The sequence below is a fragment of the Microbacterium sp. LEMMJ01 genome, assembly GCF_002114135.1.
Lineage (GTDB): Bacteria > Actinomycetota > Actinomycetes > Actinomycetales > Microbacteriaceae > Microbacterium.
This window is the reverse complement of sequence record NZ_NCTV01000027.1, coordinates 1-25,446: the sequence shown is the minus strand read 5'-3', so window position 1 is coordinate 25,446 and position 25,446 is coordinate 1. Positions and strand designations below refer to the sequence as shown.

At 64.2% G+C, this 25,446-nt stretch carries 25 protein-coding genes, 1 tRNA gene and 1 rRNA gene; 12 read left to right on the top strand and 15 right to left on the bottom strand.

Annotated elements, in window-relative coordinates; all coding sequences use genetic code 11:
• Positions 1–445: hypothetical protein (locus B7W94_RS08470; RefSeq protein ID WP_139833295.1), on the bottom strand; the 445-nt coding region annotated here is incomplete at its 3' end.
• A gap of 161 nt (positions 446–606) precedes the next feature.
• Between B7W94_RS08470 and B7W94_RS08465 the strand changes: the two genes are divergently transcribed.
• Together B7W94_RS08465 and B7W94_RS08460 are read left to right on the top strand one after the other, a co-directional pair.
• Entirely contained in the window at positions 607–1,023 is a 417-nt protein-coding gene (locus B7W94_RS08465) for a recombinase family protein (protein WP_253247413.1), read from the top strand.
• A 276-nt stretch (positions 1,024–1,299) separates the two neighbouring features.
• On the top strand, positions 1,300–4,053 hold the full coding sequence (locus B7W94_RS08460; protein WP_172400103.1) for a restriction endonuclease: 2,754 nt from the start codon (positions 1,300–1,302) through the stop codon (positions 4,051–4,053).
• 747 nt (positions 4,054–4,800) lie between these two features.
• Here the strand turns inward: B7W94_RS08460 and B7W94_RS08455 are convergent.
• The 3 genes from B7W94_RS08455 to B7W94_RS08445 are packed head-to-tail and all read right to left on the bottom strand — an operon-like array spanning position 4,801 to position 5,977.
• Positions 4,801–5,130 carry a DMT family transporter gene (locus B7W94_RS08455; protein WP_085605904.1) on the bottom strand — a complete coding sequence of 110 codons (330 nt, stop codon included), beginning with the start codon at positions 5,128–5,130 and terminating at the stop codon, positions 4,801–4,803.
• Positions 5,127–5,474, bottom strand: coding sequence for a DMT family transporter (locus B7W94_RS08450; RefSeq protein ID WP_085605902.1), 348 nt, complete (start codon positions 5,472–5,474; stop codon positions 5,127–5,129). The genes B7W94_RS08455 and B7W94_RS08450 overlap by 4 nt, the downstream gene beginning before the upstream one ends.
• Positions 5,471–5,977 (bottom strand): TetR/AcrR family transcriptional regulator, encoded by a 507-nt coding sequence (locus B7W94_RS08445; protein ID WP_085605899.1) that lies wholly within the window; start codon positions 5,975–5,977, stop codon positions 5,471–5,473. Before B7W94_RS08445 ends, B7W94_RS08450 begins: the two co-directional genes overlap by 4 nt.
• 124 nt (positions 5,978–6,101) lie before the next feature.
• Here B7W94_RS08445 and B7W94_RS08440 point away from each other — a divergent pair, with 124 nt between their 5' ends.
• Both B7W94_RS08440 and B7W94_RS08435 read left to right on the top strand, forming a co-directional pair.
• On the top strand, positions 6,102–6,734 hold the full coding sequence (locus tag B7W94_RS08440; RefSeq protein WP_216353888.1) for a uracil-DNA glycosylase: 633 nt from the start codon (positions 6,102–6,104) through the stop codon (positions 6,732–6,734).
• A 56-nt stretch (positions 6,735–6,790) separates the two neighbouring features.
• Positions 6,791–7,279, top strand: coding sequence for a hypothetical protein (locus B7W94_RS08435; protein ID WP_139833294.1), 489 nt, complete (start codon positions 6,791–6,793; stop codon positions 7,277–7,279).
• 27 nt (positions 7,280–7,306) lie between these two features.
• On the opposite strand, the gene B7W94_RS08430 is transcribed toward B7W94_RS08435, so the two are convergent.
• From B7W94_RS08430 to B7W94_RS08400, 7 genes are all read right to left on the bottom strand, one after another.
• The gene (locus B7W94_RS08430) at positions 7,307–8,017 is read right to left on the bottom strand and encodes a PIN domain-containing protein (RefSeq protein WP_085605892.1); all 711 of its coding nucleotides are present in this window, start codon (positions 8,015–8,017) and stop codon (positions 7,307–7,309) included.
• A complete protein-coding gene (locus B7W94_RS08425) occupies positions 8,014–8,280 on the bottom strand; it encodes a hypothetical protein (RefSeq protein ID WP_085605890.1) in 267 nt (88 codons plus the stop codon). Before B7W94_RS08425 ends, B7W94_RS08430 begins: the two co-directional genes overlap by 4 nt.
• Positions 8,281–8,356: 76 nt before the next feature.
• Positions 8,357–9,019 (bottom strand): HNH endonuclease, encoded by a 663-nt coding sequence (locus tag B7W94_RS08420; RefSeq protein WP_085605888.1) that lies wholly within the window; start codon positions 9,017–9,019, stop codon positions 8,357–8,359.
• A complete protein-coding gene (locus B7W94_RS18260) occupies positions 9,016–10,113 on the bottom strand; it encodes a hypothetical protein (RefSeq protein WP_216353887.1) in 1,098 nt (365 codons plus the stop codon). Before B7W94_RS18260 ends, B7W94_RS08420 begins: the two co-directional genes overlap by 4 nt.
• Positions 10,114–10,115: 2 nt before the next feature.
• Positions 10,116–10,565: a hypothetical protein gene (locus B7W94_RS08410; protein ID WP_085605886.1), complete on the bottom strand. Its 450-nt coding sequence runs from the start codon at positions 10,563–10,565 to the stop codon at positions 10,116–10,118.
• Between the two features lie 90 nt (positions 10,566–10,655).
• The gene (locus B7W94_RS08405) at positions 10,656–11,465 is read right to left on the bottom strand and encodes a hypothetical protein (RefSeq protein WP_139833293.1); all 810 of its coding nucleotides are present in this window, start codon (positions 11,463–11,465) and stop codon (positions 10,656–10,658) included.
• Entirely contained in the window at positions 11,446–11,841 is a 396-nt protein-coding gene (locus tag B7W94_RS08400) for a hypothetical protein (RefSeq protein ID WP_085605882.1), read from the bottom strand. Before B7W94_RS08400 ends, B7W94_RS08405 begins: the two co-directional genes overlap by 20 nt.
• Positions 11,842–12,735: 894 nt before the next feature.
• Here B7W94_RS08400 and B7W94_RS18115 point away from each other — a divergent pair.
• Positions 12,736–12,939: a hypothetical protein gene (locus tag B7W94_RS18115; RefSeq protein ID WP_085605880.1), complete on the top strand. Its 204-nt coding sequence runs from the start codon at positions 12,736–12,738 to the stop codon at positions 12,937–12,939.
• An 839-nt stretch (positions 12,940–13,778) separates the two neighbouring features.
• Here B7W94_RS18115 and B7W94_RS08390 read toward each other — a convergent pair.
• A complete protein-coding gene (locus tag B7W94_RS08390; protein ID WP_253247412.1) occupies positions 13,779–14,231 on the bottom strand; it encodes a hypothetical protein in 453 nt (150 codons plus the stop codon).
• A 1,537-nt stretch (positions 14,232–15,768) separates the two neighbouring features.
• On the opposite strand from B7W94_RS08390, the gene B7W94_RS08385 reads away from it, so the two are divergent.
• Together B7W94_RS08385 and B7W94_RS08380 are read left to right on the top strand one after the other, a co-directional pair.
• Positions 15,769–15,996, top strand: coding sequence for a helix-turn-helix transcriptional regulator (locus B7W94_RS08385; protein WP_085605878.1), 228 nt, complete (start codon positions 15,769–15,771; stop codon positions 15,994–15,996).
• Positions 15,996–17,138, top strand: a complete 1,143-nt coding sequence (locus B7W94_RS08380; RefSeq protein WP_085605876.1) for a tyrosine-type recombinase/integrase — start codon at positions 15,996–15,998, stop codon at positions 17,136–17,138. Before B7W94_RS08385 ends, B7W94_RS08380 begins: the two co-directional genes overlap by 1 nt.
• A 21-nt stretch (positions 17,139–17,159) precedes the next feature.
• Here B7W94_RS08380 and B7W94_RS08375 read toward each other — a convergent pair whose 3' ends face one another.
• The 3 genes from B7W94_RS08375 to B7W94_RS17935 all read right to left on the bottom strand — a co-directional run bounded on the left by B7W94_RS08375 (position 17,160) and on the right by B7W94_RS17935 (position 20,802).
• A complete protein-coding gene (locus B7W94_RS08375; protein ID WP_139833292.1) occupies positions 17,160–19,364 on the bottom strand; it encodes a hypothetical protein in 2,205 nt (734 codons plus the stop codon).
• A 197-nt stretch (positions 19,365–19,561) separates the two neighbouring features.
• The gene (locus B7W94_RS17940; protein WP_139833291.1) at positions 19,562–20,107 is read right to left on the bottom strand and encodes a hypothetical protein; all 546 of its coding nucleotides are present in this window, start codon (positions 20,105–20,107) and stop codon (positions 19,562–19,564) included.
• An 8-nt stretch (positions 20,108–20,115) separates the two neighbouring features.
• On the bottom strand, positions 20,116–20,802 hold the full coding sequence (locus B7W94_RS17935) for a hypothetical protein (RefSeq protein WP_139833290.1): 687 nt from the start codon (positions 20,800–20,802) through the stop codon (positions 20,116–20,118).
• 365 nt (positions 20,803–21,167) lie between these two features.
• Here B7W94_RS17935 and B7W94_RS08370 point away from each other — a divergent pair.
• The 5 genes from B7W94_RS08370 to B7W94_RS08350 form a co-directional block, all read left to right on the top strand.
• Positions 21,168–21,240, top strand: a tRNA-Ala gene (locus B7W94_RS08370).
• Between the two features lie 135 nt (positions 21,241–21,375).
• Positions 21,376–22,104, top strand: coding sequence for a GntR family transcriptional regulator (locus tag B7W94_RS08365; RefSeq protein WP_085605873.1), 729 nt, complete (start codon positions 21,376–21,378; stop codon positions 22,102–22,104).
• A gap of 151 nt (positions 22,105–22,255) precedes the next feature.
• Positions 22,256–23,470, top strand: a complete 1,215-nt coding sequence (locus B7W94_RS08360) for an alpha-hydroxy acid oxidase (RefSeq protein ID WP_172400102.1) — start codon at positions 22,256–22,258, stop codon at positions 23,468–23,470.
• A 42-nt stretch (positions 23,471–23,512) separates the two neighbouring features.
• Entirely contained in the window at positions 23,513–24,865 is a 1,353-nt protein-coding gene (locus tag B7W94_RS08355; RefSeq protein WP_231729509.1) for an MFS transporter, read from the top strand.
• 494 nt (positions 24,866–25,359) lie between these two features.
• Positions 25,360–25,446 (top strand): 16S ribosomal RNA (locus tag B7W94_RS08350); the annotation flags it as partial.

Sequence of the window (25,446 nt, the reverse complement as noted above, 5' to 3'; positions counted from 1 at the left end):
TCTGGTGTGCCAGGAGATCGGTGAAGAGCTTGGTGAGCAGGTCGGTCTCGCAGCAGGGCAGGTTGAGGAGGTCGAGCCGCACGGGGTAGATTCGCAGGATATTCTCGGTGTCTGCGCCGTTGAGAGCGATGAGATGGTCGAGGTCGGCGTGGGAGATCGTTTGATAATTGGCGTGTAGGCCGTAGTGCTGAATGATCGCTTCTGCCCGCTGGAACGACGTTGCCGCTGTCTTCTTGCGGCGCAACGCGAGGGCGGCTGCGGCGTGCACGAGGAGAGCGTTCGATTGTAGGCGGGGCTCGAGAGCATCTTCCGTGACGGGCTCCGCGTGGTCGAGGGCGCGTTGGTTGTCGCCTTGGATGTAGCTGAGGGCGGCCGCTACGACGTGGTCGGCGTAGGTTAGGTCGGCGTAGGTGTGGATCTTCGGATCGATGCGTCCGCGGATCACCTGGACCCGGGCGCGTGATGCACGGATATTGCGGCCGTTGAAGCCGGGGTCGGTGAGGAGCCAGGGGTGCTTCTGAATGCGGTAGTCGATCCTGGCTGACTGTACGAGTCGGTGCGCCGTAAACGATCGTTTTCGGCGGCCTCGTCGATGCCGACGACCAGTTGCACGACACGCCGAAGAATGATCCGCCGAAACCCCCTGCCGAAACCGAATCTCGCCGGAACATCGGCAGTACCGTTTTCGGCATAGCGCACGAAGTCGGCTACGCCCGAGTCTCCAAGCGCGAGCAGAACCCCGACGCGCAGGAGGCCGAGCTGCGCGCCGCCGGCTGCGAACGGGTATTCGTCGACCACGGCGAATCCAGCCGCGTCGCGGACCGCCCGCAGTGGCTTGCCTGCCTCGACTACCTCCGGCCGGGAGACACCCTCAAAGTGCGCCGCCTCGACCGGCTCGCCGGCAGTGAGCGCATCCTCATCGAGACGTTGCAGGACGGTCTGCGGCATGTTTGCCGCCATCTTTGGGGCGCCGGCCGTCGTCGCTGTTATCGGTCAGCTTGTGTAGCAAGCACTTCACGATAGTGGTGTTGTTGCAGGGCTTGGCGGGTTAGAGCTGGAGACGCGAGCCCGCCGCCTCCACGGCGACGTGATGCGGCGGCCGAATATGCTTAGTGGCGCGGGTTCTTTCGTACAGCCGCATCAGCTGAGGGAGCACGAGGTAGACGGCGACGGGGACTCGGGCCGATGCCGGAAGCGTGACGCTCTACCGACCTCGGTCGCCCCTGTTCTCTACGGGCTCGGAGGGCAACGCGGCGCCTCCAGGAGGCGTCGTTTCAATCCGCCGCTATGATCGTGCGCGTGACGACGACGAACGAACTTGGGTCGACAACATTGCTTGTGCTTGCCGAAGGCGACACAGCCGGAGCAGTCTCTCACGCGAGAGGCCACCTGTTCGAAGTATTCGTTGCGAAGCTACTCGAAAGCTATGGATATGAACCTCCGACGAGAAGCACTGTCAACGTAAGTTCGAACGGCATCGAGCTCGACGTGGTCACGAGGGCGCGACTCGACGGCAGAGTCGCAGTGGTCGAGTGCAAGGCATACTCCCAGCCCGTCGCCGCCAAAGAGGTCACGAACTTCTACGGCAAACTCACGCTGGAGAGGTTCAACAACCCCGGGACCCTTGGCTTGATTGTCGCAGTTCCATCTCTGACCGCTGACGGCGAACAATTCGTCCGCAGCATCCTTGAGAAGGATCAGAACTTCAAGTACCTCCACGCTCAAGCAATCGCAGCCGCGCTCCTGGCTGAGCGCATCATCACCCCCCACCCAGCGCCAACGGCCCTCGACAGCGACTTCGCGATTATCGTTACGAAGCATGGCACCTACAGTGCGGTGCTGGATGTCGACCCATCCAGCCGGCTGCCGACGCGAGTCGTAGCGTGGTCGGCACAGGGCAATGTGCCGGAGCCCGTACTAGAGCTAATTAGCACAAGCCCTTACGCACAAGGGCTGCCGGTGCACGACGCCAGGATCAACGCAGTCGAAGCCGTCGAAGTGCAGGAGACCGCCGACGCGGTCGTGCTTGCGACCGTTGTTTCCTCGAAGAGCGACTTCCAATATCAACTCCCCGCGGGCCCGAAGTACTTTGTCGGGCGGAAGGTCAGCCTGGACAAGTTGGCCGGCTATGTCGCAACCGGCACGAGGGTCGTGATCCTGAACGCACAGTCCGGCTGGGGCAAGAGCAGTCTGGCGCTCAAGTTCGCCGCGAGCATTGAGAGCGATGGTGGCCTCGCCATCGTGATGGATACCCGAACAGCAGCCTCCTCGCGCTACGTCGTCGAAGTCCTGCGCCGAGCTTGTGACGACGCGTCTCGTCGCGGCCTCCTTACGCTCCCAAGCAACGCGAGCTGGGCAAGCTTGCCGAGTGCGATCGCAACGATCCGTGGTCTGGAGTGGGCAACCCCAGCGCATCCCGTGCTTGTCTTCTTTGATCAGTTCGAGAACGTCTTCCGATCGCCCGAACTCACGCAAGCTTTCCGGGATCTCGCGCTTGGCATGCAAGACGTCCCGGGGCACTTCATGATCGGCTTCGCCTGGAAGACCGACCTGGTCGGCTGGATCGAGGGGCATCCCTACCAGTTCCGAGAAGACATCCGCAGCGCAGCCGAAACCATTGTCATCGATCCTTTCGGATCCGGTGAAGTCTCAACGATCATTGATCGGCTCGAGCGCAGTGTCAAGATCAAACTCGGGAGAGATCTCCGATCGAGGCTACGCGAATACAGTCAGGGGTTGCCGTGGCTTCTCAAGAAGCTTGCGGATCACGTGCTACACGAATTGGAGGGCGGAAGCAGTCCCGAACAGCTCCTCGCGGAGTCGCTGAACATTCAAGGTCTTTTCGATCTGGATCTAGCTCAACTCGATCCAGAGTCGCTTGAGATCCTGAAGCATGTTGCGAGATACGCGCCCATTCCAGCTGGAGAAGTCACCGATCGCTACGCCCCTGAAGCAGTGCAGGCTTTGGTGGACCGTCGACTCATAGTTCAGATTGGCGACAGACTTGATACGTACTGGGACACTTTCCGCGACTACTTGAACACTGGCCGAGTCCCACTCGAAGACTCCTATATCCTCAGGTCGGCGCCAAACCAGATCGCCCGCATGCTGCCCCTGGTAATGAAGAACGGCGGCATGGCCACTGTCAGTTCCCTGGCCACTCAACTGGCTACGAGCGACAACGTAATCTTCAACCTCTCTCGGGAGCTGCGCCTCTTTGGCGTGACTCAGTACGAGCCCCTCACTGTCACCATCAGCGAATCGATAATGAACGCTCCAGATCCGGAGGCGGCAGTGCGGCTGAAAATCACCGCAGCTTTGCGGCGCCACCGTGCGCTGTCGACGTTCTCCGAGATTGCTCAGAAGAATGACGGCTACGCCACATCCGAAGAATTCGCTCACGCACTGCCCTCGGTCTTTCCTGCTGTATCGGTAACTGGCGGCACGTGGCTGGGCTACGCGCGGGTTTTCTTGAGTTGGTTTGAGTACGCCGGGCTCGCGTCACGACGCGGCGGCCACTGGGCTCTTCAAGGTGACGCTGAATCGACAAATCGGCAACGCCTCCTCTCGCAGCGCTCGCCCGTGCGGAGCAGGCCCGGTGTGCCCCAAGAGGCGCCGCGACGCCCACTAGCGATGCTCGCGCGGATCGGCGCCGGGGAAAAGTTGCGGTTGCCTTCAAACGGGACGAACGATCGAGACGCGTTTCGAACCTTGGCGGCACTCGGGGTAGCAACGGTTTCCGACGATGGCTGGCTTGTACCTGTGCCCCCGACTGTCTTTGATTCGGATGGAAGCTTGGACAGGGGCGCATTGCTAAAGCGGCTGGAGCAGGTGCCCGGTGGCTCGGAAGGGATCGCCCTTCTGCGCGAGAGCCCAGAGGCTGCGCCGCTCGCAGTGGGGTCAGCGATCCGTGACGCCATCGGGGCTAAATGGACGGACTCGAGCACGCATGGTGTGGGGGGATACTTCCGAGCTTGGGCGAAGGAGCTGGGGATCCGTGTCGAGAGCGTTCCTCGCCAGAAGAAGCCCGAACGGGGTCAGTCGATCAGCTAACTCCTCACCTGCCTTGTCGGACGCATGAACCGGCCACAAAAGCCCTCTGCCGGTTCGTCCTGGCGGATTCTGGCGTCGGCGGAGGCAGCGGCACGGAACCTGACCGAGTTAACGGGGATTAACCGATGATCGACGTTATGTCAACCTGTCTCGGTCGATGCTGTGACAGTCGCCCTCTCCGTCAAAGTTGACCGGAGGGAGCCCGCTACGGCGTGCACGGGTTCACTAGCCGAGAACTCGGCCGCGACGATGCGACGGCCGGAGCCGACAAGTGCTATCCGTACCTGCCAGCGTGCAGAGGGGTGTGCAGCGGAGTTTCGCGGACGCGCGGATGCGGGCCGTTACGCACCCTCGCCGCAGGGGCTTGGGAGGTTGGTCGGAGTGCGGTGGTCATCCTAGTACGCTTGGAGTCGTTCGTCGGGGTGAAGGTTGCAGGGTTTGAAGTGAGATGAGGCTGCGCCGAGTGGTTGCGATAGGCGGCTTTACCGCCGGTAGACGGTGAAGCAGAGAAGTGAGGGGAGACTGCCCCGATAGTCCGGATAACTGTTCTTATCGTCGGTAATGGGCCAGACATTGAAGTGAGATGGGGCTGAGCAGGTGAGTGGCTCTTGGCCAGTCGCCGAGTGGGATTGCGGGGGTCTGCGTCGTCGCAAAGTGAACGGAACGCTAAACGGGCGGTCGGGTATCGAGGCGCACGAAAGAGCCGCCAAGTCGAATCGTCTCGGCGGCTCTCGTGGTGTGCGGCGGCTAGTGCGCGGCGCCGAGCTCGATGAGCAAGACACCACCGATGATGAGCACGATTCCGATGCTCATCACCCAGGTGAGGGGTTCCTTGAAGAAGATGCGGCTGAGGACTGCCGTGATCGCGACGCCAGCGGCCGCCCAGATGCCGTAGGCGATCCCGAGCGGGACGCCTTGTGCGAGCACGACCGACAGCATGGTGAAGGCGAAGACGTAGCCGAGCGCGACGCCGATCCACCACGGCTTCTTGCCGTCGCTGGCGAGTCGGAGCGAGACGGTGCCTGTGACCTCGCCGACGATGGCGCCGATGAGGGCGAAGAGTGCGAGAACGGTCACGGTGTGACCTCCTGTGCCTTCTGAGCGGCTTGGGAGCCGAGCTCGACGAGGAGCACACCGCCCATGATGGCCGCGATGCCGATGCCCATCAGGAGGGTAATGGGCTCACCGAAGATGACGAGCGACATGATCGCGGTGAGTGCGACGCCGCTGGCACCCCAGATGCCGTATCCGACGCCGAGTCCCATGCCATTACGGAGGGACATGAACAGCGCGAGGAACGCGCCGACGTACCCGGCGGCAACCACTGCGTAGAAGATCGGGGCGTCGAGAGCGGCCTTGAGCGACAGTGACCCGGTCACCTCCAGGAGGACGGCGAGAACGAGGAAGGTCCACTTCTTCACGCGGAGACCTCCTCAGCGAGCAGCCCGTCTGCGAGTGCGAGGACCTCGTCGCGGTCCTCGATGGGGAGCTGGAGCATGCCGAAAGATCGGTTGAGCCACGCCCCGTCGGCCATGAGCCGCACTGCCACCATGCGCGGGTCGGTGGGCTCTCCGAACCACGGGGTCATGCGCTCCTCCCATAGTGTCGTGAGCTTGTCGCGCAGTCGCGGGTCAGTAAGGACGGCCAGATCCGCGGCGTCGAGCGATCCGGTGAGCGCCCAGTCGACGTATGCGCGTGTACGCGCTGACGGGGTGTCGTCGGCGAGGCGGAGTCGAAGCTCGCGCTCCCACTTGTCGAGGAGGTGGTCGACGACCGCGACGGTGAGCACCTCCTTTGTACGGAAGTGGTGCACGAGGCCAGGCTTCGTCAGCCCTGCGGCTCGTGCCGCGGAGTCGAGGGTGAGGGGTTCGCCCTGCCGGAGAACGTCGAGAGACGCGTCCAGGATCTCAGATTTCGTTGGCATGAAACTACCCTACCATCCGTATGGTTGGGCTGTTGGGGGGGCGAAGGGCGACCGTCATCAAGCAAGACCGCGTGATCGAGCAGCGGATAGTGCGCGCTGGTACGGTCGGGGCATGCCGAGGCAAATGGCCCTGAAGTCGTTCCGAGACCGACAGTGGGCGGACCGCTATGCGCCGCACATCGCACCCGTCAACGAGTACGTCGACGAGTTGCGCGAGATGGGCCGAGGCTGGGCGCCGTACGTCGCGCCACTGCATGGCGGTGTCGAGGCTCGCGTGCTCAGCATCCTGCGCGATCCGGGGCCGGCGACACAGGATGAGGTCGGCAGCGGTTTCATCTGCGTCGAGAACGACGACGGGAGCGCAGAGCTGCAGTCGATCCTTCTCGAGGAGGCAGGGATCTCGCCGTTCGAGCTGCTCCCGTGGAACGCCTACCCCTGGTACATCAACCGCAAACCGAAGGCGTCAGAGCTTGATGCCGGCGTCGAGACGATCCTGCATCTGCTGGAGCTCGCGCCGAAGCTGGAGGTCGTGCTGCTGCAGGGCGGTGATGCCGATCACGCGTGGCGCCGGCTGCTGCGCATCGTGCCGGGCGTCGAACGCGAGCGTGGGCTCACGGTCGTGCGCACGTTCCACCCGTCGCCGCAGGCGCTGTTCGTTCGAGATCCCGCGGAGCGCGCTGCTCGCGTCGCGCGGCGTCGCGCGGCATTCCATGAGGTGGCTGCCCTGCTATCTGGAGACAGAGTCGTGAGTACGTGACCTAGTTGTCCACAGGATGCGGCGAACCTGACTGCCGTGTGCGCGATGATGGCTTCGTGTCTGATGACGTCCGCCTGATCCTGAATCGCACGAGCGAGCCGCCGCGAGTGCTTCACCGCGAAGACTGCCCGACCATCCAGCACCAGGTGCGAGGTGACATCCGTGAGGAGCTGCCTCGCGGCGGGTTTGAGATCCTCGAGTCCTACGAGGACGGGCTCTCGCTGATCGGCCCTGTCGAGGGCGTGGATCGGAGCTACTACGCAGCGTCGTATGTGACCGTCGAGCAGCTTGCCGGCGTCGGTCGGTACCGGCGATGCAAGACGTGTGCACCGGACGCCCCCGAGGGGCCGGGGCCCCTGCCGGTTCACCGTAAGAAGGCGGAGAACCTCGGCGGATCCGACATCGGAAGGGTCACCGTCGACGGGGCGATTGACCGCGTCGAGCACTCGAGTGAGGGGACCACAGTGACGCTGAGCGGTGGCGTCGTGCTGACGCTCGGCGCGGGGGAAACGGTTTCGTTCCCGAAGATCCCGCGGGGGCGGTAGCGCTCGACTGTCGCGTGGTCGATCGCTTCAGAGCTGACGTTCGTCGCTTTGCAACTCCTCGGACTCTGCGAGTCCGAAGCGGTCGACGGTGACGCCTTGGAGCTCGGGGAATCGAGCCATCCGCGATGCGACTGCAGGGGCGGGTGCCGGTGGCGCCTGCCGCGGCGTGTGGGTCTGCACAGGGGCTCGTGTCGGCGCCGGAGCGACAGCAGGCACAGCAGCGGAGCGCATCATGTGCGACACGAACTGACGGGGCTTGATGATGAGCCGGCCATTCCACGCGGGGCCGAGGTCGGTCAGGTGGTGGTCGGAGGACACGATGACGTCGGCGTTGACGGCGGGGTCCTTCGCGAGAGCGATGATGTGGTTGTCCTCGTGGTCACCGATACCGTGATCGCGGACGATGGGGTCGACGATCGCGCCGCCGGTGAGCTGGCAGGTCTCGGCGATGAACTCGATGTACTTGCGACGGGTCTGCTCGCTCTGACCGTTCTCGTGCATGACCCGGTTGACGTTGCGGAGGATATGCGGGGAGGCGAAGAGCGCGTAGCGGTCGTCGAAGGCGAGAGCGAGCGTGTCCGCAGCGGGGGAGCCGGAGGGCATCTGGCCGGGCGTCGGTAGGAGGATGCGCCCGTCGGCTCTGCCGATGTAGTCGAGGTAGACGTTGACGTCGAGGACGACGGGGATCTTGGGTGTGCCCGCGGCCGGCGTCGCGCCGGTCGAGCCGGTGCCGGTCACGGCACTCGGAGGTCGTCGATGAGTGCGAGGGTCTCCTCCGTCGTGAAGACCTTGCCGCCTCGCTCGGCGATGGCCTCACCGTGCAGCGCCTCCATGCCCTCGCGGATCGCCTGCAGGCGCTTTAGGCGGAGGCGCTCCTTGAACTCGCCCATCGCGACACGAAGGAACTCGCTGCGGTTGCCGCCGCCGAACTCCGTCGCGAGCTCGTCGAGCAGGGGAATGTCGCTGTCCTCGAGGGCGAAGCTGATGGGTCGAGCGGCCATGTCGGGCCTCCTCACTGATTAGTAATGGATTATTAACGATACGGCGCAGGAGTGCGCAGAGCAATGGGGTGCCCGATCAGACGGCCTTTTGGCCGAATCGGCGAAGCCAGCTCGAGTGATAACCGGCGGAGGCATGTCGTCGACCGGTGAGTTCACCAATGGCGACGATCTCGGCGTATCTGGAGAGCAGCCCGTCCCATGCCCGGTGCGGGGCGGGACGCTCACCGACCACGGGCAGACTGTCTGCCGCCAGGCTGGATTTTCGGGTGTTGCACATCGCGTGCAGGGTCGTGAGATTCGCGGCGTCGCTCGTTCCGCCGGCGGCGTGGGCGAGCACGTGGTCGGCTTCGGGCGCGAGCGCCCAGTACGCGGGGTGCACGGTGCCGCGGCGGTAGTGGGCGTGGTACGGGAAGTCGTCGGGGAACACGTCGCTGATCGCGACGAGGATGCAGCGCGGGATGGTCCGGCCGCCGCAGTATGTGCAGAGGAAGCCGTCTCGGCGGAAGACTTCGGCACGGGTGCGGTCTGAGACGCGGCGAGAGGTGCGGGTGTCGGTGTCGGTGCCGGCGGTGGCCGCGCCGTGGAGGGTGAGCGAGCCCATCCAGACCTCGCCGGCAATCGGGGCAAGGAGCTGTCGGGCGTCGTCGATCGATCGAGGCAGGGCCTCGGTGGCGGCGTCCAGGACGCCGCTGTACCAGTCGGCCGCGCCACTTCGGAGCTGGTGGATCTCCCGACTCACGTTGACACTTCTTCGTCGACGATCTCTGTGGTGTCAGGGGTCTCGCGGGTGCGCATGACGCCTCGCATACCGAGGATGCCTGCGAAGCGTGCGGCGTCGCGGCCGCCGATGATGCGGTTGAGCGTGAACTTCGCCGGGAAGCGCTGCAGGAGCGGGTGCTCCTCGTCGAAGGAGGACGTGGTCTTCATCGCGAAGATGCGCGTGGTGTCGAGGGCGCGGAAGCTGTTGATCGAGAGGATCGAGGTTTCTACGCTGCCCCAGATGAGCCGGTCGAACTGCTTCTGGCCGGTCCAGTGCTGGCGGATGCGCTTGGCGATCCCGATGGACTCGTTCGTAGCGCCGACGTAGACCTGCCGGAACTCGTCGAGCACCATGACGTAGAGCCCGGGGACGCCATCCCACTGGCTGAGGTCCGTCACCTCGACCATGTCTGCCTGGCTACTCACAGCCTCCTGCAGAGCGACCTCGAACTCGCCCGGGTCGAGGGAGGCGAAGTGGGCCATGTTCAGGTCGTAGTTCGCCAGCGCGTCGATGCGCTGCGCTTCGCACCACTCGTCGGTGAGGATGCGGTGCTCGGCGTCTTCGTAGATGTGGTCCAGACGGTCCCAGAGCTCTGGGTTGTCCTCCCGCGTCCAGCGATCCATCGACGAGCGCTTGTTGATCGTCGCGTAGGTGTCACGGGAGAGCTTCAGCCCGAGCCCGTTCCTGCTGCGCACGGTGGCGCCGAAGTGCGGGGCGGTGTCCGTGCCGCCGGCGCGGGGCCCGCCGCGGTGGGGGAGCGCCACGGGGACGCCCCAGACCTTGCGTGCGCGCTGGGTCTGCCACCGGTGCCAGAGGAGGGTGTGGCCGTCGTCGACCAGCGCGTGCAGCGACGCGTTCGCGTCGGGACCGATCGTGACGTCGAGGATGCGGGCGGGATCGAACTCGAGGTGATCGCCGTCCGTAACGAGACCCAGCTGCTGCAGCTCCCACGGGTCTGCGTCGCGAACGAGGTAGCCGTCGTCGGCGAGCCTCACGCGTAGCTCATGCGCTGCCTCGGCGGTCGGCGCCCAGACGAGGGTCTCGCGGGGCGTCGCGGTGATCTCGAGGTCCACGGTCAGCTCGACCGGGAATCTCGAGGGGGCGAGGCGTCGAGGTCGACGAGCTTCGGAAGCCCATCGAGATGAGCGGCCATGCCGAGAAGGTCGCCGGGCTCGAGATCGATGAACGAGGTGAACCGCCGCTGGCGGAGCAGCAAGACGACGCCTGCGACAAGAGCTACCACGCCGGCCATGCCGATCACCAGACCGAGGAGCAGGCTCCACGACCACGATGCGAAGAAGCTCGAGAACATCCAGGCGACGAAGATGCCTGTTGCTCCACCGATGGTGACGTTGATGGCGCGAGCGTCACGGGCATGCGACTGGGACTCCGGCATGGGGGTCACCACCCGCCAACCGTGTCGGCCGCGAGGGACCCAGTACTGGCCGTCCCAACGGACCACTACGTTCTCGCAGGGATCGATGGGGAACGAGGGGTGGCGGGAGCCCGTCTTGTTGGCCGTCATGTCGGGCTCCTTTCGCCACTAGTCGTCTGCTGAAGGTGGGGTCGATGAGATGGTCTCACGCCCCACCCACAAAGCGGGATCACGCCCGAGTCATCGGGACTTGATCTTGCAGAACTTCTGAGCAGCGATGTATGCCGGATCGTTGTCCACGATGGGTTCGGTCTTGATGACCGTCGCCGGCTCGTCCAGGCCGCTGTCGACTTGGCGCATCCAGTATGCCCAGCACAGGCCCGAGCCGTCGGCGGGGCGACCGTGCTTGGAGAGGAACTGGATGCCGAGCGGCAATGTGCCGTCGTCGAGTTGGACATGCTCCCGGATAGCACTGGCGATCACCGTGGTGAGGATCCGATCGTCGCCGGTGAGGTCGGCGAGGGTGAGCGGCTTGTCCGAGTCGCCGTCCCTCGTGGGCCATGGGCCGGAGAAGAGGTCATGGATCGCGGCGATGGTTTCGGTGGCCGACGCGTCGATCCACCATCCCTCGGGGTACTCGAGCGTGTAGAGCGCGCGACCCTCGCGGAAGACCCGGGGGAGCCACGACGCCTTCATGTTGCCGGACTCATCCCACTCGGCGACGATGTCTGCCCAGTACGCGTCGAGGCTCATGCCCATCGCGTCGGCAGCCGGCTGGAGCGCGCGGCGCTCGGCGTTGATGTCGGTGCGGTACGACGCGAGGAGCTCCATGAACGCCGTCACGCGGTCGGCGCTGCTGTAGATGGTTCGGCCGAGAGTGTCGTAGCGGCTCCAGTTGGCGGGATCGTCGCTGGCTTCTCGGGGCCTGGGCGCCAGGGCACCGTACGACTCGCGAGCGATCCGGAACGAGGACACCGGACCCGCAACAAGTGCGAGTCCGGTGTCCTGGCAGATGCGCCGGGTGCCCGGCTCAGCCACTGAAGCTGTCATCGATGAGGGCCTGGGCGGCGTTGCCGACATCCTTCAAGCGGTCCGATCGGATCGCCATGATCGGGGTGTCATAGTCGAGCCAGGGGTTCGCGCCGATGAACCAGACGCGAGCGACGTGCTCACCCTCCGCCTCGGCAACCTTCTGCCACTGCTCGTAGGCGAACACGAGGCGCTTGACGACCTCGGGGCCAGGCTGCGGGCCAGTCTCCTTGGCCCACTTGTAGGAGGCCTTCGTGTCCTTGGAGCCCGCGAGGGTCGAGACCAGCGTGCCGCCGAGGGCTGCGTTCAGCCGACGGGTGACCTCGCGAACGTCGAGCTTGACCGCCCGTGCGTGCGCACCATGCGTGGTGGCCTTTGCGATCGTCTTGCCGCTCATCAGCGGACCTCCTGTTCCTTGACTCGTAGTCACACTCTACTCCTGGGACACTACGAAACCTAGCAGTGTGCCACTAGAAAACCACTAGCCCAACACTGCGGGGCGTAGGCGTTCCAGAGAACATCAGGCGACGGGTTCGAGCAGGGAGATGCACCGGCGCTCAGCAATCGCCGTGCAGAGCAGGTCGGTGCGGCGCGCGTGGTTGGCCTCTATGAGTGGACGGACAGAATGTCCGCTCTAGTGGCGATGTACCGTATTTGCGCGAGCGAACGGGTACGCGGGCGCATCTGAAAAAGCCCAGTTCAGCCGTCACAAGCGGGAAGCGCGCAGGCGGGGTGCGTACCGTACCTGAGCTCCGCGGAATCGAGATACGGTACGCGTAATCGGGCGTCGCAGCCGTGATTCCAAGGGATCTGTAAAGAGAAGAGAGGGATGTGTACCCGATGTACCACTGATTTCGGGAAACTCCACACGTGCGCGCGCACACGCATATAGTTCTCCAGAGATTCCGGTACATCCGGTACTTGTCGCCCGAACACCAGGTCAGCGCACAGATCTTGCCGAGAATCGCTGGTACGTAAACCGGTACGCGGTTCAAGCTTGCGTGCGTTCTTGAGATGCCAAAAGGACGCCCAACTGGGGTTTATGTGGCGTCTTCGAAAGCTACATAGTGTACCGAATCGGTGGTACGCGCCCTTGAGTGGGCTTCAGAGCGAGAAGCTACCCTTGAGGGAAGGGCTCCGCCGGGGGTTTTGAGAACCGTTCTAACACTGGGCACTGAACTCGTGCGAAGAGCGCCGCAGTCGCGACGTTCTCGGATACTCCGTCCATCGTTGATAGACGAGCTGCGGGCTGGTCAAGCCATCTCGGGTCTCCGCAGAATAGTCAGATTTTGTGTTCATTGTCGACGACGGCTTGAAGTGCCACATGCATTTCAGCTCGCGCACCTTCGGGCGAGAGCTCACCAGTGAGAACGCGTTGAGCGCGGTGGAGGTCGCCGCTGCTCGGCTGGTGCCCCCCAAGTTGCTGGCCCTTTTCGATGAGGGCGAGAGCGCGCTCGATATCCGCCGAGTCCAGAGGATGACGACCCATAGCTAGTCCCTTTTGCTCTCGGTCGTGCTCATGGCGATGCGGGCGCGACGACACACCAACAGTCTGCTTCACTGGAGCGGTCTGGACAATAGGTGTCGCCCAAGCAGGCGTAGCGTAGCGGCGTCGAGCATCGAGGGCGTGTGTCGGGAGTTGTCGGAGCGTCACAGATTCGAATCGATCGACATGATGGAGCTGGCGCGACCAGGTGTACCCGGGGCGCTTCATGCCGAAGAAGGTCCACGAGGCCACCCGGGAGCTACGGGGAACTGATCAGAGTCGCGATGGGTTGGCTGACGCACGTTTCCGGGTGCGGGGGAGCGTGCGTGCCACCAGATGTGTGGGCTGGGTGGTGTGCTGATTCGGGCGGGCGCCACCAAAGTACCCCAGTGTTTGTGCGGGTTTCGGGCAAGCGCCACCAAAGTACCCACCCGTCGTTGCAGGTGGCTGAGGCGTTGGGCTTGGGTCGGCTGACGCACGCTTTCGGGTGCGGGGGAGCGTGCGTGCCACCAGATGTGTGGGCTGGGTGGTGTGCTGATTCGGGCGGGCGCCACCAAAGTACCCCAGTGTTTGTGCGGGTCTTGGGCAACCGCCACCAAGGTACCCACCCGTCGTCACCGGCGACCGAGGCGCCGGACTTGGCGCACCTGCTGATACCGTCAGCACCCGAGGCGCCGCCACAGCTGGTCGACCCGAATGTCGGAGGTACTGCTTCAGCATCGTGAGCCCGACCTCCGTGCCCGATCGGTGATCACTCGCTGACGCAGGAGAGGGGACTGCTATCGGGATCTAGGGCCAACACGCCCTGAGCTACTCACCTGTCAGCGGCTCTACCCGGGTCAAGGACGTCACATATCAATGTTGCCGGTGACGAATGCCTGGACGGCTGCGGCGACTTCGCTGTGCCGGTCTTCTCGGATCGCGCTGATTGGAGTGTTCTCCCGCAGGTACGGGTTGCCGCCGATAAGCCACTGACGCGCAACGGCGGCCCCATCGGCCGCGAACAGAACTGTCCACTGCCGATGTGCGAAGGTCAGCCGGTTGGACGCTTCAGGGCGGGTTATGGGGCCGTCAGGCTTAGCCCAGCGAATCGGAAGCTTGCGGTCCTTCACCCCTGCAAGGCCCGCCACCAGGGTTGGGCCGAGGGTGCTATTAAGTTCACGCACGACGTCGTGGATGTCCATGCGCATGGTCCGGCGATGCGCATCCGCAGGGGTCACAGTTCCCATAGTGGCTACCGCATCGGTAAGGAGCTTCGCTGTTCTGCTGGTGGTCTTCTTCTGGACTTCGACGGGACTCACGGTGGTCTCTTCGTGGCTTCTCGGTGGCCTCACCTCGGTCAGCGCGATTTCCTGAGCATGTTGAGGATGGCGCTGGCCTCAATCTGGTCCTGGCGGGACCATCCGGAGGCCACCCCAAGGCCACCTCGATGCCACATAAAAGTCCACGCACCGCTCGGCGCCTCATCGCGAGATGAGCGCAAGGATGCAACGCGGTACGGGGTGGCGGCCGCGTCGGTCGCGTCGCGGGCCACTGCCACGCGGCTTCGATACGACCCCAGGCAACCGCCTCCGGGCGGTCGCGTCGGGGCTGAAGACGCGCATGATCCGAAGGTGAAGAACGGCGCTGCGTCGCTGCGCTCGAGGCTTGTCCCCACGGTGCCACATGGTTCTAAACCGTGGTCCCAAGCCACCCCCGACTTTCCGGGGCAAAAAGGTCGCCTTGTCCCCATGACCCCCTTCGGGCCCTCCGGATTCGGTCATGGGGACAAGGATGTTGGGACCATGCTTTTCCCCCGATCAGCAGTTAATTCAGACCCGAATTGGTCGCTGAAGCTCCCAATCCGGTCCAAACGCAACAAAGAGCATAAGGGGAGGTGGCACCGGGCTGATTTTCGGTCTCGCTACGCTCGCCTGAAACTCACCCGCTGGTCGGCGTAGCCGACGCCTCCTCGCTCGCTCGTTCGACGGCCGCTGCGCTCGTTCTTTCGAGCTCCCTCGCCGCCTCCGCTACGCGCCGGCGGCCCTCACTTCGGAGCTGGCGCTCCTCGCCGACGAACGCCCCACTGGGGCCTCCGTCGGTTGCTACCGGACGTGACCGTGCTGCGCTGCGTTCCGACCGATCACACCCGAAGCGGAACGAGGGACGGTGACTTCGTTGCGCCAGTTTGCGGTGAGAAGTGGCTGTTCCCATCCATGGCCCCGAGAGGCGGAGGTCGCGCGGTCGCGCGTCGATCGCACCCCTGAGAGAGCCGTGTACCTGGTGGTGTGCCTACAGGGTGCAGGTACATCGAGCCGTGACAAAGACCCCGCTCGGAGGACATTTCTGCTCGTCGAGGCGCCAGAGCAAGAGTTTTGCCGAATGTCGACGACATCTGGGGTTTTGTGAGATGTACCTGGTGTACCTGGTGTCGAACGTAAACCTCTCATATAGAGGCGCTACTAACGCGCTGCACGTGGAGCCGGCTAGGTGCGCTACCTTCTACTTTCCTGATTCAAACAGGTACAGCAGGTACATTGATCGTCTCGAGAGCGTTCTGGCCGGAATATCGCGGATCTAGGTGTACCTGGTGGTGTACCTGGAGGTGCGCTTTCGGCAGGTACGCACCAGGTACACATCGTCCGCGCTGCTCGACAATGGCGACGTACCTCCGCGAAGCGACGCATCGGCTGGGGACTGGCGAAGTTTGTCGGAGGTGCTGTGTACAGTCGTGAGCAAGCCTGAATGACACTAAAAGGGCAGGGCCACCGATGGTCCGACCAATTGGATACGCCAAGCAACCGCTAACGGGTTCGGCTACGAGGTCCTCTTGGAAGTTATGACTTCCAAGGGAGATCCATGCCTCTTTCCACCCCTGCGAGCACCGCTCTGCTGGACTCGCTGATCACGCCGGCAACGCTCGCCGCGCGCCTCGGCACGACAGAGCGCAGTCTGAGCGAATGGCGCATCACCGGCCGCGGACCCAAGTTCATCCGGATCGGCCGCAGCCCCCGTTACCGCCCCGAGGCCGTAGACGAGTGGTTGCTGGCGCAGGAGCACGCGAGTACCTCTGAGGAAGCCGCCTGATGGGAAGCGCGTACTCATACGACACGAAGAACGGCAAGCGCTGGGAAGCGCGCTACCGCAAGCCCGACGGCAAGACCGCACGCAAGGGTGGCTTTGCGCGCAAGCGGGATGCCGAGGCATACATCACTTCGGTCGAATCGGCGAAGCTACAGGGCGCATACATCGCGCCGGGGGAGTCTCGTGTCACCATCGGTGAATTGGGCGCGGCCTGGCTCACCGCTCACGCGATCGGGGTCAAGCCGTCAACCTTCCACAGCGACGAGAGCGCATGGCGGGTCCACGTCGAGCCGGCATGGGGCGCACGCCGTGTCGGTACGATCCGGCACACAGAGGTCGCGGCTTGGATCGCCGAGCTGAGTGCTGAGCGCTCCGCGACCACCGTGAAGCGGTGCCACGGCGTTCTCGCATCAATCCTCGACGGAGCGGTGCGAGATCGCCGGCTCCAGTCCAACCCCGCACGCGCGGTAAAGACCCCACGCAAGGTCCGAAAGCAGAGGGCCTACCTCACCCATCAGCAGGTCGAGCGGCTCGCAACGGCGTCTCACTATCCCGACCTCGTGCGCTTCCTCGCCTACACGGGTCTTCGGTGGGGTGAGGCGACGGGGCTCACCGTCGCCGATGTCGATGTGTCGCGGCGCCGGCTGAACATCTCGTCCAACGCCGTCATCGTCAATGGACATGTGATCGTCGGAACGCCGAAGACGCATGAGCGGCGCACCGTCGTCTACCCAGCCTTCCTCGATGCGGCGATGGCTCACGCGGTCACGCTCAAGCGGCCGGATGAGCTGATCTTCCCGGCCGAGACCGGCGGCTACCTGCGGCCTGGTAATTCGAAGTCTGGGTGGTTCGCTGGCGCGTGCAAGCGCGCCCGGCTCGAGGACGCGTCCGACGCTGCCGAGGCCAGGGCGCGAGGGGAGGGGCATCGTGCGGTCATGTCGCGCGTGACGCCGCACGACCTGCGGCACACCGCCGCATCACTTGCGATCAGCGCTGGTGCGAACGTCAAGGCCGTTCAACGGATGCTTGGGCACGCGAGTGCCGCGATGACGTTGGATACCTACGCCGAACTCTTCGATGATGACCTGGATGACGTCGCTTCGGCTTTGGACTGTGCGCGCGCTGATTCGCTTAGATTCTCCTAGCGAGGCCGCAGGCGCGAAGTCCTAGTCGTGAATCAGCATCTCAAGACATACTCTCGCGGCTCCACGGGTCACATAGTTGCCTCCCGAGACAGAAAGCTTCTCGATCGGCGGAAGGAGGGGCACCATCTCGTCTCGCATCGATCCCGAATAGCGTTGCACGGCATGGAGGACCGCCAGCGGAACCCTGATCCCGTCGGCCTCTAGGAGTTCGCGGACTCTGGTGTACACGGCGTCGAGAAGATCACTCGGAACCTTGAGCGACCGAACCAGCGAGTGGCCTGCGGTTGCTCGGACGAAGGGATCGACGTCGTGCGAAAGCTGAAGAAGCAGCACGTGGCCCCAGGTAGCATCGCCTTCGACGATGCTCAGGGGTATCGTTCTCGCCGCTTGCACTCGGTCCTTGACGCCAGAAGTGGTCAGCCGAAGTACCTGGGTAAGGAGGAGGTGCCTGGGCGTCGCACCGAGGGCAGCAGACAACCGCATTGCTTCGCCAAACACCGTTGATTTTGACTGATCAAACATCGCCTCTCGGCGTTCGGATGCCACCAGTTGGCGAATGTTCTCTCTCAGCTTCGTTGCAACGCTTGCGGGTAGCAAGTCGACGTTGTCCGCGAGGCGCTCGACAGCCTGATCCTTCAGGCCAGCATCAACTCGCGGGTCGAGGAGGTGCTGAACGATGTGTTCCCAGAGCTCGCCGTTCGGCAACCGCAGTGCGAACGCGACGGCGACATTGGCGTCTTGATAGCCGCCCATGGACATCATCCCGTGACGTGCTTGTTCAACCTCCTCGTCAAGGCGTGCTATCAGGAGCTCCGTGAGGCGGGACAAGGTTTCGCTGGAAGATCCTTCAGGGATCCCTTCGTCCGCGATATGGGCGGCCAGCTCGATACTGACGTCGGGCGGTATCGGCGGGGACATGCCCCGAACACGCTTATTGATCGTGTCGAGTAGAGCGCGCGTGTCGGATGTGCGTTCACTCTCCATCGACCACTGCGACCATGCATCGACAGTGTCGACGTCAACGGCCTCCCAGTCCAAAGCGAGCACGAGGCGAGCGAGCGTGTTCGTGATCGGTTGGCCGAGGGATTCATGAGCCGTGATGTATCGATGCGCCTCGGATGCGATCAGCTGATGGCTGGAGCTCTCGGGGAGCAACCTGGCGACCGTTTTCCAAAGCCGTTCCCACGAGCTCCAACTCAGCTCGCCCTGGAGTCGAGGTGTGCGCACGTAGATCAGAGACGCAGCAATGGCTCGATCCTTCTCTTCCATCGAGAGAAAATCTGAAGCCCCTCCAAGGACCAACAGATCCTCATCGGAGCACCAACGCAGCCGATTTACACGCTCGATGACGATCAGCGCATCGGTGCGCAGTGCTTCGGAAGGTCCTTGGGCACGGATCCAGGTGATTGTTGACTGCAGACCCTTCGTGGCGTGCCCCTGACGGAAGAGTCGGAGTGCCTCTCGGACCCGCTCGGGGTCGTCCCCGCGCTTGAGGATGAGCACCTTTGCTAGCTTCTCGCGTTCCGTGCGCATGTATGACAGATGGCCTGACAACTCGGCAAGGATCAGTGACCGGTATCCAGCGATTTCTGCGGTTTCGCGCCCGAAATGCCGCGTATTCGAGTCCGCTTCCACCTGCTCTTCGAACGCGTCCCTGAGCACGATGCCATCGCGGTCCGCGGATCGCAGTTGGGTTCGCATATCCACCCAGCTGGATCGACCTCGCACGACGCGAACCCAGGTCTGGCCCCGAATCTGCTCGAGATAGGACCGAAGAGCTAATGCGTGGTTGGTCAGAGATCGAACGAGGTCAAGCTGAACGGTGCTTGAGCCCCAACTGATTCCTCTTGACACTGAAAAGTCTTGGAGGTTGCGGTCCTTGAGTGTTGGCAGCCATGCGAGCGTCTGCGCCACGCGCTCTCGAGCGTCGTCAAACTTGCAACTCTCCGCGAGCCGCGCGCTCAGCTGCATCTGTAGGGCAGCGACGATGATTCGTTGGCTTGCGGAGTAGTCCGGAACGTCCAGAACGGCAAGATCGTCGATCAGCCAAGCGAGACCAGTGACTGCTTCATCGTGCCGCTCCAATTCGCACAGCGCGACGCTGCCGAAGAGTGCAGCGGAGGCACGCGCTCCCGGGGGGAGGTCTTGGTCCAGCGAGCAATCCATGAGAGTTTTCGCTGCGGCAGCCTGCGTTTCGCTACTCAGTGAATCTTGCGCCGCTGCCACCAACAGATCGCTCCATCCCGCGGGCTGCGACGAGTCGGGCTTACTCGTCCCACGCTCGTCTCGGCTCCGCATCTCCGTGACGAGAGCGAGGGCGGCTGGACCGGATGAATTTTCGGTACGAAAATTTGGGTGCGGGGACACAGCCCATGGCGCGAGTGCTGCTACGAGCCATTCCACTCCCCAGGGTTCGAGCGGTTTCATAGGTCGATGCTTTCGTAGAGAGGCCGTAAAGAATAGTCAGTACTCATGACGTCGGACCCTTCAGCGCTCGTCGCTTCCGCGACGATTGGACCGGCCACGCCTTGTCGGCGAGAATAAGTTCTAAATAGCACCGCGCGCACATCATCATCGAGATCCTCCGGCTGGAGCGCGCGCAGTGACGCTGCTTTCAAACCCTGCGGGATGCATTGCGTATTCACGACTTCGACAACGTCAGCTGCGGTGACTTTCGTTGACTTAGAGTTGCGCCCGATCACAATGACGTGCACATGCTTCAGTCGCGCTAAATTTGCACTCACGTATGCCTCGATGACGCGATCAGTCACCATTCGCTCGTGCTGGCCAGGCGGGTAAAGCAGGAAAAGGACATCAAGCTCAGACGTAGCGGTGCTAGGCCAGAAGAAGTTTGGGCCTAACTCTTTCCGCAACTCATCGATCAGCAGATCGAATCGCTCTTCCCACCGCGTCGGATCTTCGACCTGGGCAAGGAAAAGAGTGTCAATGACGATTGAAATCGGAGTCACCTGTATTCTCAGCCGGGCACAGCAATGAGGGACCTATCGATGTAGAGCGTCACGCCTTTCTTGCTCCCGCAGTCCTTGGACGAGATTGTCACTGGAATCAGCGTACTCGTTGATTCCAGATCTAGCTGAGACGCCCGCCCTTCGGTAGCGACTGAAAGATCTGGGCAATCGGCGAAGTTCGGCACGGTTTCGAAGTTGACAGTTACGAGCTTATTCGAGTCTCCAGGGAAGGTAGCGATGGCGAGCGAAATTACGAGCGCGAGAGTAGCGAGGAAAGCCGCCCAGAGTCCCCAACTGAGAGTCCGGATGATTCCGTGCCCGATCGCGTGCGCGTCCTCGATGCGCTCTTTATAGCCTGGAGCGGACTCAAGGTTGCCCCGGTCTGCTCCGGTGCGAACCCGCCATACCTCCAGTATGTGCAGGATGTTGGCTGAGCGACTCGAGCCTGCTTCATATGATGTTGCGAGACCTGCTGCGGTACTCAAAGCCGCGGCCAGGATCAGTAGGACGATCGACGCGAGGCCGAAGATCTGCGACAGTTTCGGTAAAGCTTCGGTCGGTGCAAGGACGAGACCTGCGGCCAGAGCTCCGGCTGCCGCGGCGCACAGGTTGGCAACGGACCTTGCACGCGAACGGCGCTTCTCGTTCGAGTCGACGGCGATCTCTAGGCGGCGCTGGTCGTCGTTGCTCGACAAAGTATCCGCCCCTCGAATCACAGTTGAAACCCGAAGGCCTCCGTCATCACGCTCGTTGGAACGAGCGCCGGGGCCAGTGTAGTGGGTACGAGAGCGCAACCGTGCTGACTGGCCGGGACGTCCTTGCGGTAACGCACCGGTAACAGAACGCGTGCGCGAGCAGGTGAGCTGGTGTGAGCAGATGTGAGGGACTTCCTCCTGTTTCCGCGATTCTCTGAGAAGCGGGTCGCGCCCGCTAGGCCACGATATGGGTTCAAATCCCACCGTCACCGCCACCACGAAGGCCCCGACTCCCTGGAAACACGGAGATGCGGGGCCTTCGTCATGTCCGGGATCCCGAGCGTGATAACGTAGATGTCGTTCACGGGCCTATGGCGCAGTTGGTAGCGCGCCTCGTTCGCATCGAGGAGGTCAGGGGTTCGAATCCCCTTAGGTCCACAGGAACAGAACGAAAGAACCTCGCCCCGCATCTCGCGGGGCGAGGTTCTTTCGTTGGCGCACGGGGCTGATCCGATCGCCGCGACGGGACCGCTCGGCGGCAGGGGTCCGATTCGGTGCCCCTAGGCTGAGGGCATGGACGCGACGCCCAGCGAATCCGGCTCGACCCTGCACACGCATGCCGTCGACAGCCAGCGCCGTGCCGCGGCCCTCGGCGAGGGGAATCGGGTGCTGTCGCGTACGCAGAAGGTGTACGTGGCGCTCCGGGACGACATCGTCCGCACCCGGCTCGCCCCGGGCGAGGTCGTCATCGAACCCGAGCTGGCCGCGCGGTTCGGGGTGTCGAAGACGCCGGTGCGGGAGGCCCTGCAGATCCTCGTCGTCGAGGGGCTCGTCGTCGCCCTTCCCCGACGCGGATACGTCGTCCGCCCGCTGGGCATCAACGAGGTGCGCGAGGTGCTCGACCTGCGGTTGATCATCGAACCGCCGATGGCCGCGAGTGCGACGCGCTACGGCAGTGAGGCCTTCGTCGAGGAGCTCAGCTCGATCCTGGACGCGCAGCGCAGCGGCTCCGGCACGGCGGAGCTGACCGATGCGGCCCGCGCGTTCCACGAGTGCATCCTCGGCGCGGCGCGCAACGCTCGGGCGAAGACGCTCATGAGCGGCCTGTTCGACGAGACGACGCGGAGCCATCACCTGATCCCGGCGATCGATGCGCGCATCCACTCGGACGTCGAGAACAACGGTCACCAGCAGGTGCTCGAGGCGATCCGCACCGGCGATCCGCGGGCGGCCGAGGAGGCCATGCGCCAACACCTCGTCGAGCTGCGGGAGTTCGTCCTCCAGGCGTTCCTCGAAGCCTGACGCCTCCGCGGCGTACGCGCAAGCCGTCACACCTCTGTCAGATATATCTGAGGAATATTGCTATTGTGCCCAAGATATTTGGGAGCTATGGTGGTGCCGACACCGCGGTCGGCTTTTCGGCCTCGATGGGAGTTGCCGAGAGGATCCAGGTTTGTTGCGACGTCGCATCCGCACCTTCACCGAGCTGTTGAGCTTCGCTCCGCCCGCCCTTCCCACCGAGGCGACGCGCGTCGCCGAGGCGCGCTGTCTCGACGATCTGCGACGGCTCGCGAAGCGACGGGTGCCCGGATTCGTCTTCGACTACGTCGAGGGTGCCGCGGTGACCGAACAGGCCGCTCGGGACAACGAGGCCGCCTTCGCCCGCCGGAGGTTCGTGCCCACGGTCACCGAGAGTGCCGCGGGGGCGACGCTCACCACCCGCCTGCTGGGACGCGAGCACGCGATGCCCATCGGCATCGCTCCGATCGGTCTCACCGCCCTCATGCGTGCGGCCGGCGAAACCGACGGGGCCCGTGCGGCCGCCAACCGCGACGTGCCGTTCGTGCTCTCCACGATGGGAACGCGGAGCATCGAGCACGTCGCCGACGCCGCACCCGCCGCGCGGCGGTGGTTCCAGCTCTACCTGCGGCGCGATCGCGCCGCGTCGCTCGCCCTCATCGAGAGGGCCGCCGCGGCAGGGTTCGACGCGCTCGTGCTGACCGTCGACACCCGGGTCCCGGGGCAGCGCTATCGCGACGACCGCAACCGGCTCTCGATGCCGCCGCGTCTGACCCTGCGCACCGCCGTCCAGTCGGCGCTGCATCCCTCCTGGACCCTCGATCTGCTGGCCCACGACGCGCCGGCCATGGCGAACTTCGGCCCGCGTTCCGGACGCGTCACCGACGTGGTGGGCAGCATGTTCGATCCCGCGCTGTCCTTGGACGACGTGCGCTGGCTGCGGACACACTGGAGCGGGCCGATCGTCGTCAAGGGCGTGCTCTCCGCGGTCGACGCCGAACGCTTCATCGACGCCGGCGCGGATGCCATCTGGGTCTCCAACCACGGCGGTCGTCAGCTCGACCGCGCGATCGCGCCCGTCGAGATCGTGGGCGCCGTGCGCGCCGCCGTCGGCGACGATGTGCCGATCCTGCTCGACTCCGGCATCCGCAGCGGCCTCGACGTGGTGGCCGCGATCGCGTGCGGAGCCGACTTCGTCTTCCTCGGTCGGGGCTACTTGTACGGCCTGATGGCGGGCGGCCGGGTGGGGGTCGAGAGGGCGCTCGACTTGGTGGCGAACGAGACCCTGTCGACGATGCAGCTTCTCGGCGTGCGCACGACCGCCGAGCTGCGCGGCCGGGGGACCGCCGTCCTCGCGCCGACCGGATAGCCACGACCCCGCCATCACTTTTCAATGACGAAAGGACACCCCATGGCCCACGAACAGCAGCGCACCATGACCCCGCAGGCGAGGCGGGCGATCGCCGCCGCCTACTTCGGCACCCTCATCGAGTGGTATGACTACGCGCTCTACGGCGCCGCCGCCGGCCTGGTGATCGGCCCGCTCTTCTTCCCGGACGTCATCCCGGCATCCGCCTCGATGCTGGCCTTCGCGACCTTCGCCGTCGGCTTCGTGGTGCGGCCGCTCGGCGGCCTCATCATCTCCCACCTCGGGGATCGGGTCGGCCGGAAGCCGGCGATGATCCTGACCATCGTGCTCATGGGCATCGCGACCGTGGGGATCGGGCTCCTCCCGACCGCCGAGGCGATCGGGGTGGCGGCGCCGATCCTGCTGATCCTGTTCCGCTTCGTCCAGGGCTTCGGTGCCGGTGCGGAACTCGCGGGCGCGCTCACCCTCGTCGCCGAGTACGCCCCCGAGCGCCGCCGCGGCCGGGTCATCGGACTGGTCACCTCGGGCGCTCCCGGGGGCGCCTTCCTCGCGACGCTGGCCTTCACCTTCGCCTCGATGCTGCCCGGCGACGTGTTGCTGGGCGGGGCCTGGCGCATCCCGTTCCTGGTCTCCGCCGTGCTCTTCGTCCTCGCGCTGTGGATCCGTCGTCGCCTCGAGGAGACGCCCGAGTACCGGGCCGCGGTGACGAACGCCGAGCAGGCCGCGACGAAGGTGCCTCTGGCGGAGCTGTTCCGCCGCAGCCCCCGCGAGCTCGTCGTCGGCTTCTTCAGCGTGTGCGGCCACAACGTGACGAACTACGTGCTGAGCGCCTTCGCCCTCAGCTACCTCACACTGACGGTCGGGATGCCCCGGGTCCAGGCACTGGTCGCCGTGCTCGTCGCCTCGCTCCTCACCGCCTTCGCACCCGTCCTGGGCGGGATCGCGGTGGATCGCTTCGGCGCCAAGCGCGTTGTGATCTTCGGCTCTGTCGCCGGGATCGTCCTCACCTACCCGGTCTTCCTCTCGCTGCAGTCGGGCGACCCGGTGTGGGCGGCTCTCGGGATGACGGCGCTCGGCGTCATCGCGGTGGGGGCGACCGCGGCCTCCACCGGGACGTTCCTCACGAACCTCTTCCCGACGCGGTACCGCTTCACCGGCGTCGCGACGGCCAGGGAGCTGAACGGCGCCCTGGTCGCCGGACCCACCCCGCTCATCGCCACGGCGCTCGTCGCGGCCGCCGGGGGAGGCCTCTGGTTCGTGGTGCTGTTCGTCATCGGCGCCTGCCTGGTGTCGCTGCTGGCCGTCGTCGCGACGCCGAAGCGCGTCGGGGATCTGCAGCCCGAGGACCACTCCGACTCCTCCCGGTTCGCGCCGGCGGGAAGGGCCGTGGACTGAGGGGGCGGGCGACACGCCCGGGAATCAGCGGTGATTTGCCCGATGTCCGGAACCCACGTAAGTTATTACCTGTTCGCCCCAAACGGTTGAGCGGAGGTCCTCGGACCGGCTCCCGTCAAGCATCGAACACCTCCCGAATCCCACACACTCACAGAGTGAACAGGATGAAGGACGCTGATCCGTTCCCACGGTCAGGCCGAAGAAACTCGGACTTGACAACGGAAACGAGATCGGTAAGATAGAGAAGTTGCCCTGCGGGCCTGGCTGTGATGGCTGGGTCGTGGGAGCATCCGATCCTTGAGAACTCAACAGCGTGCACTTGTCAAATGCCAAATTATCCTCGTCTAGCTTCGGCTGGGTGAGAATTCCTTTGGATCAAAGACCAGCCTCCTTTGTGGGGTTGGCAACGGATGAAGTCAGCAATGAATTCGTCTCTTTGGTCAGCATCAAACTCGCTGCGTTCCGGTTTTTCCCCGGTTCGTATGCATTTCTTTTTTACGGAGAGTTTGATCCTGGCTCAGGATGAACGCTGGCGGCGTGCTTAACACATGCAAGTCGAACGGTGAAGCAGGAGCTTGCTC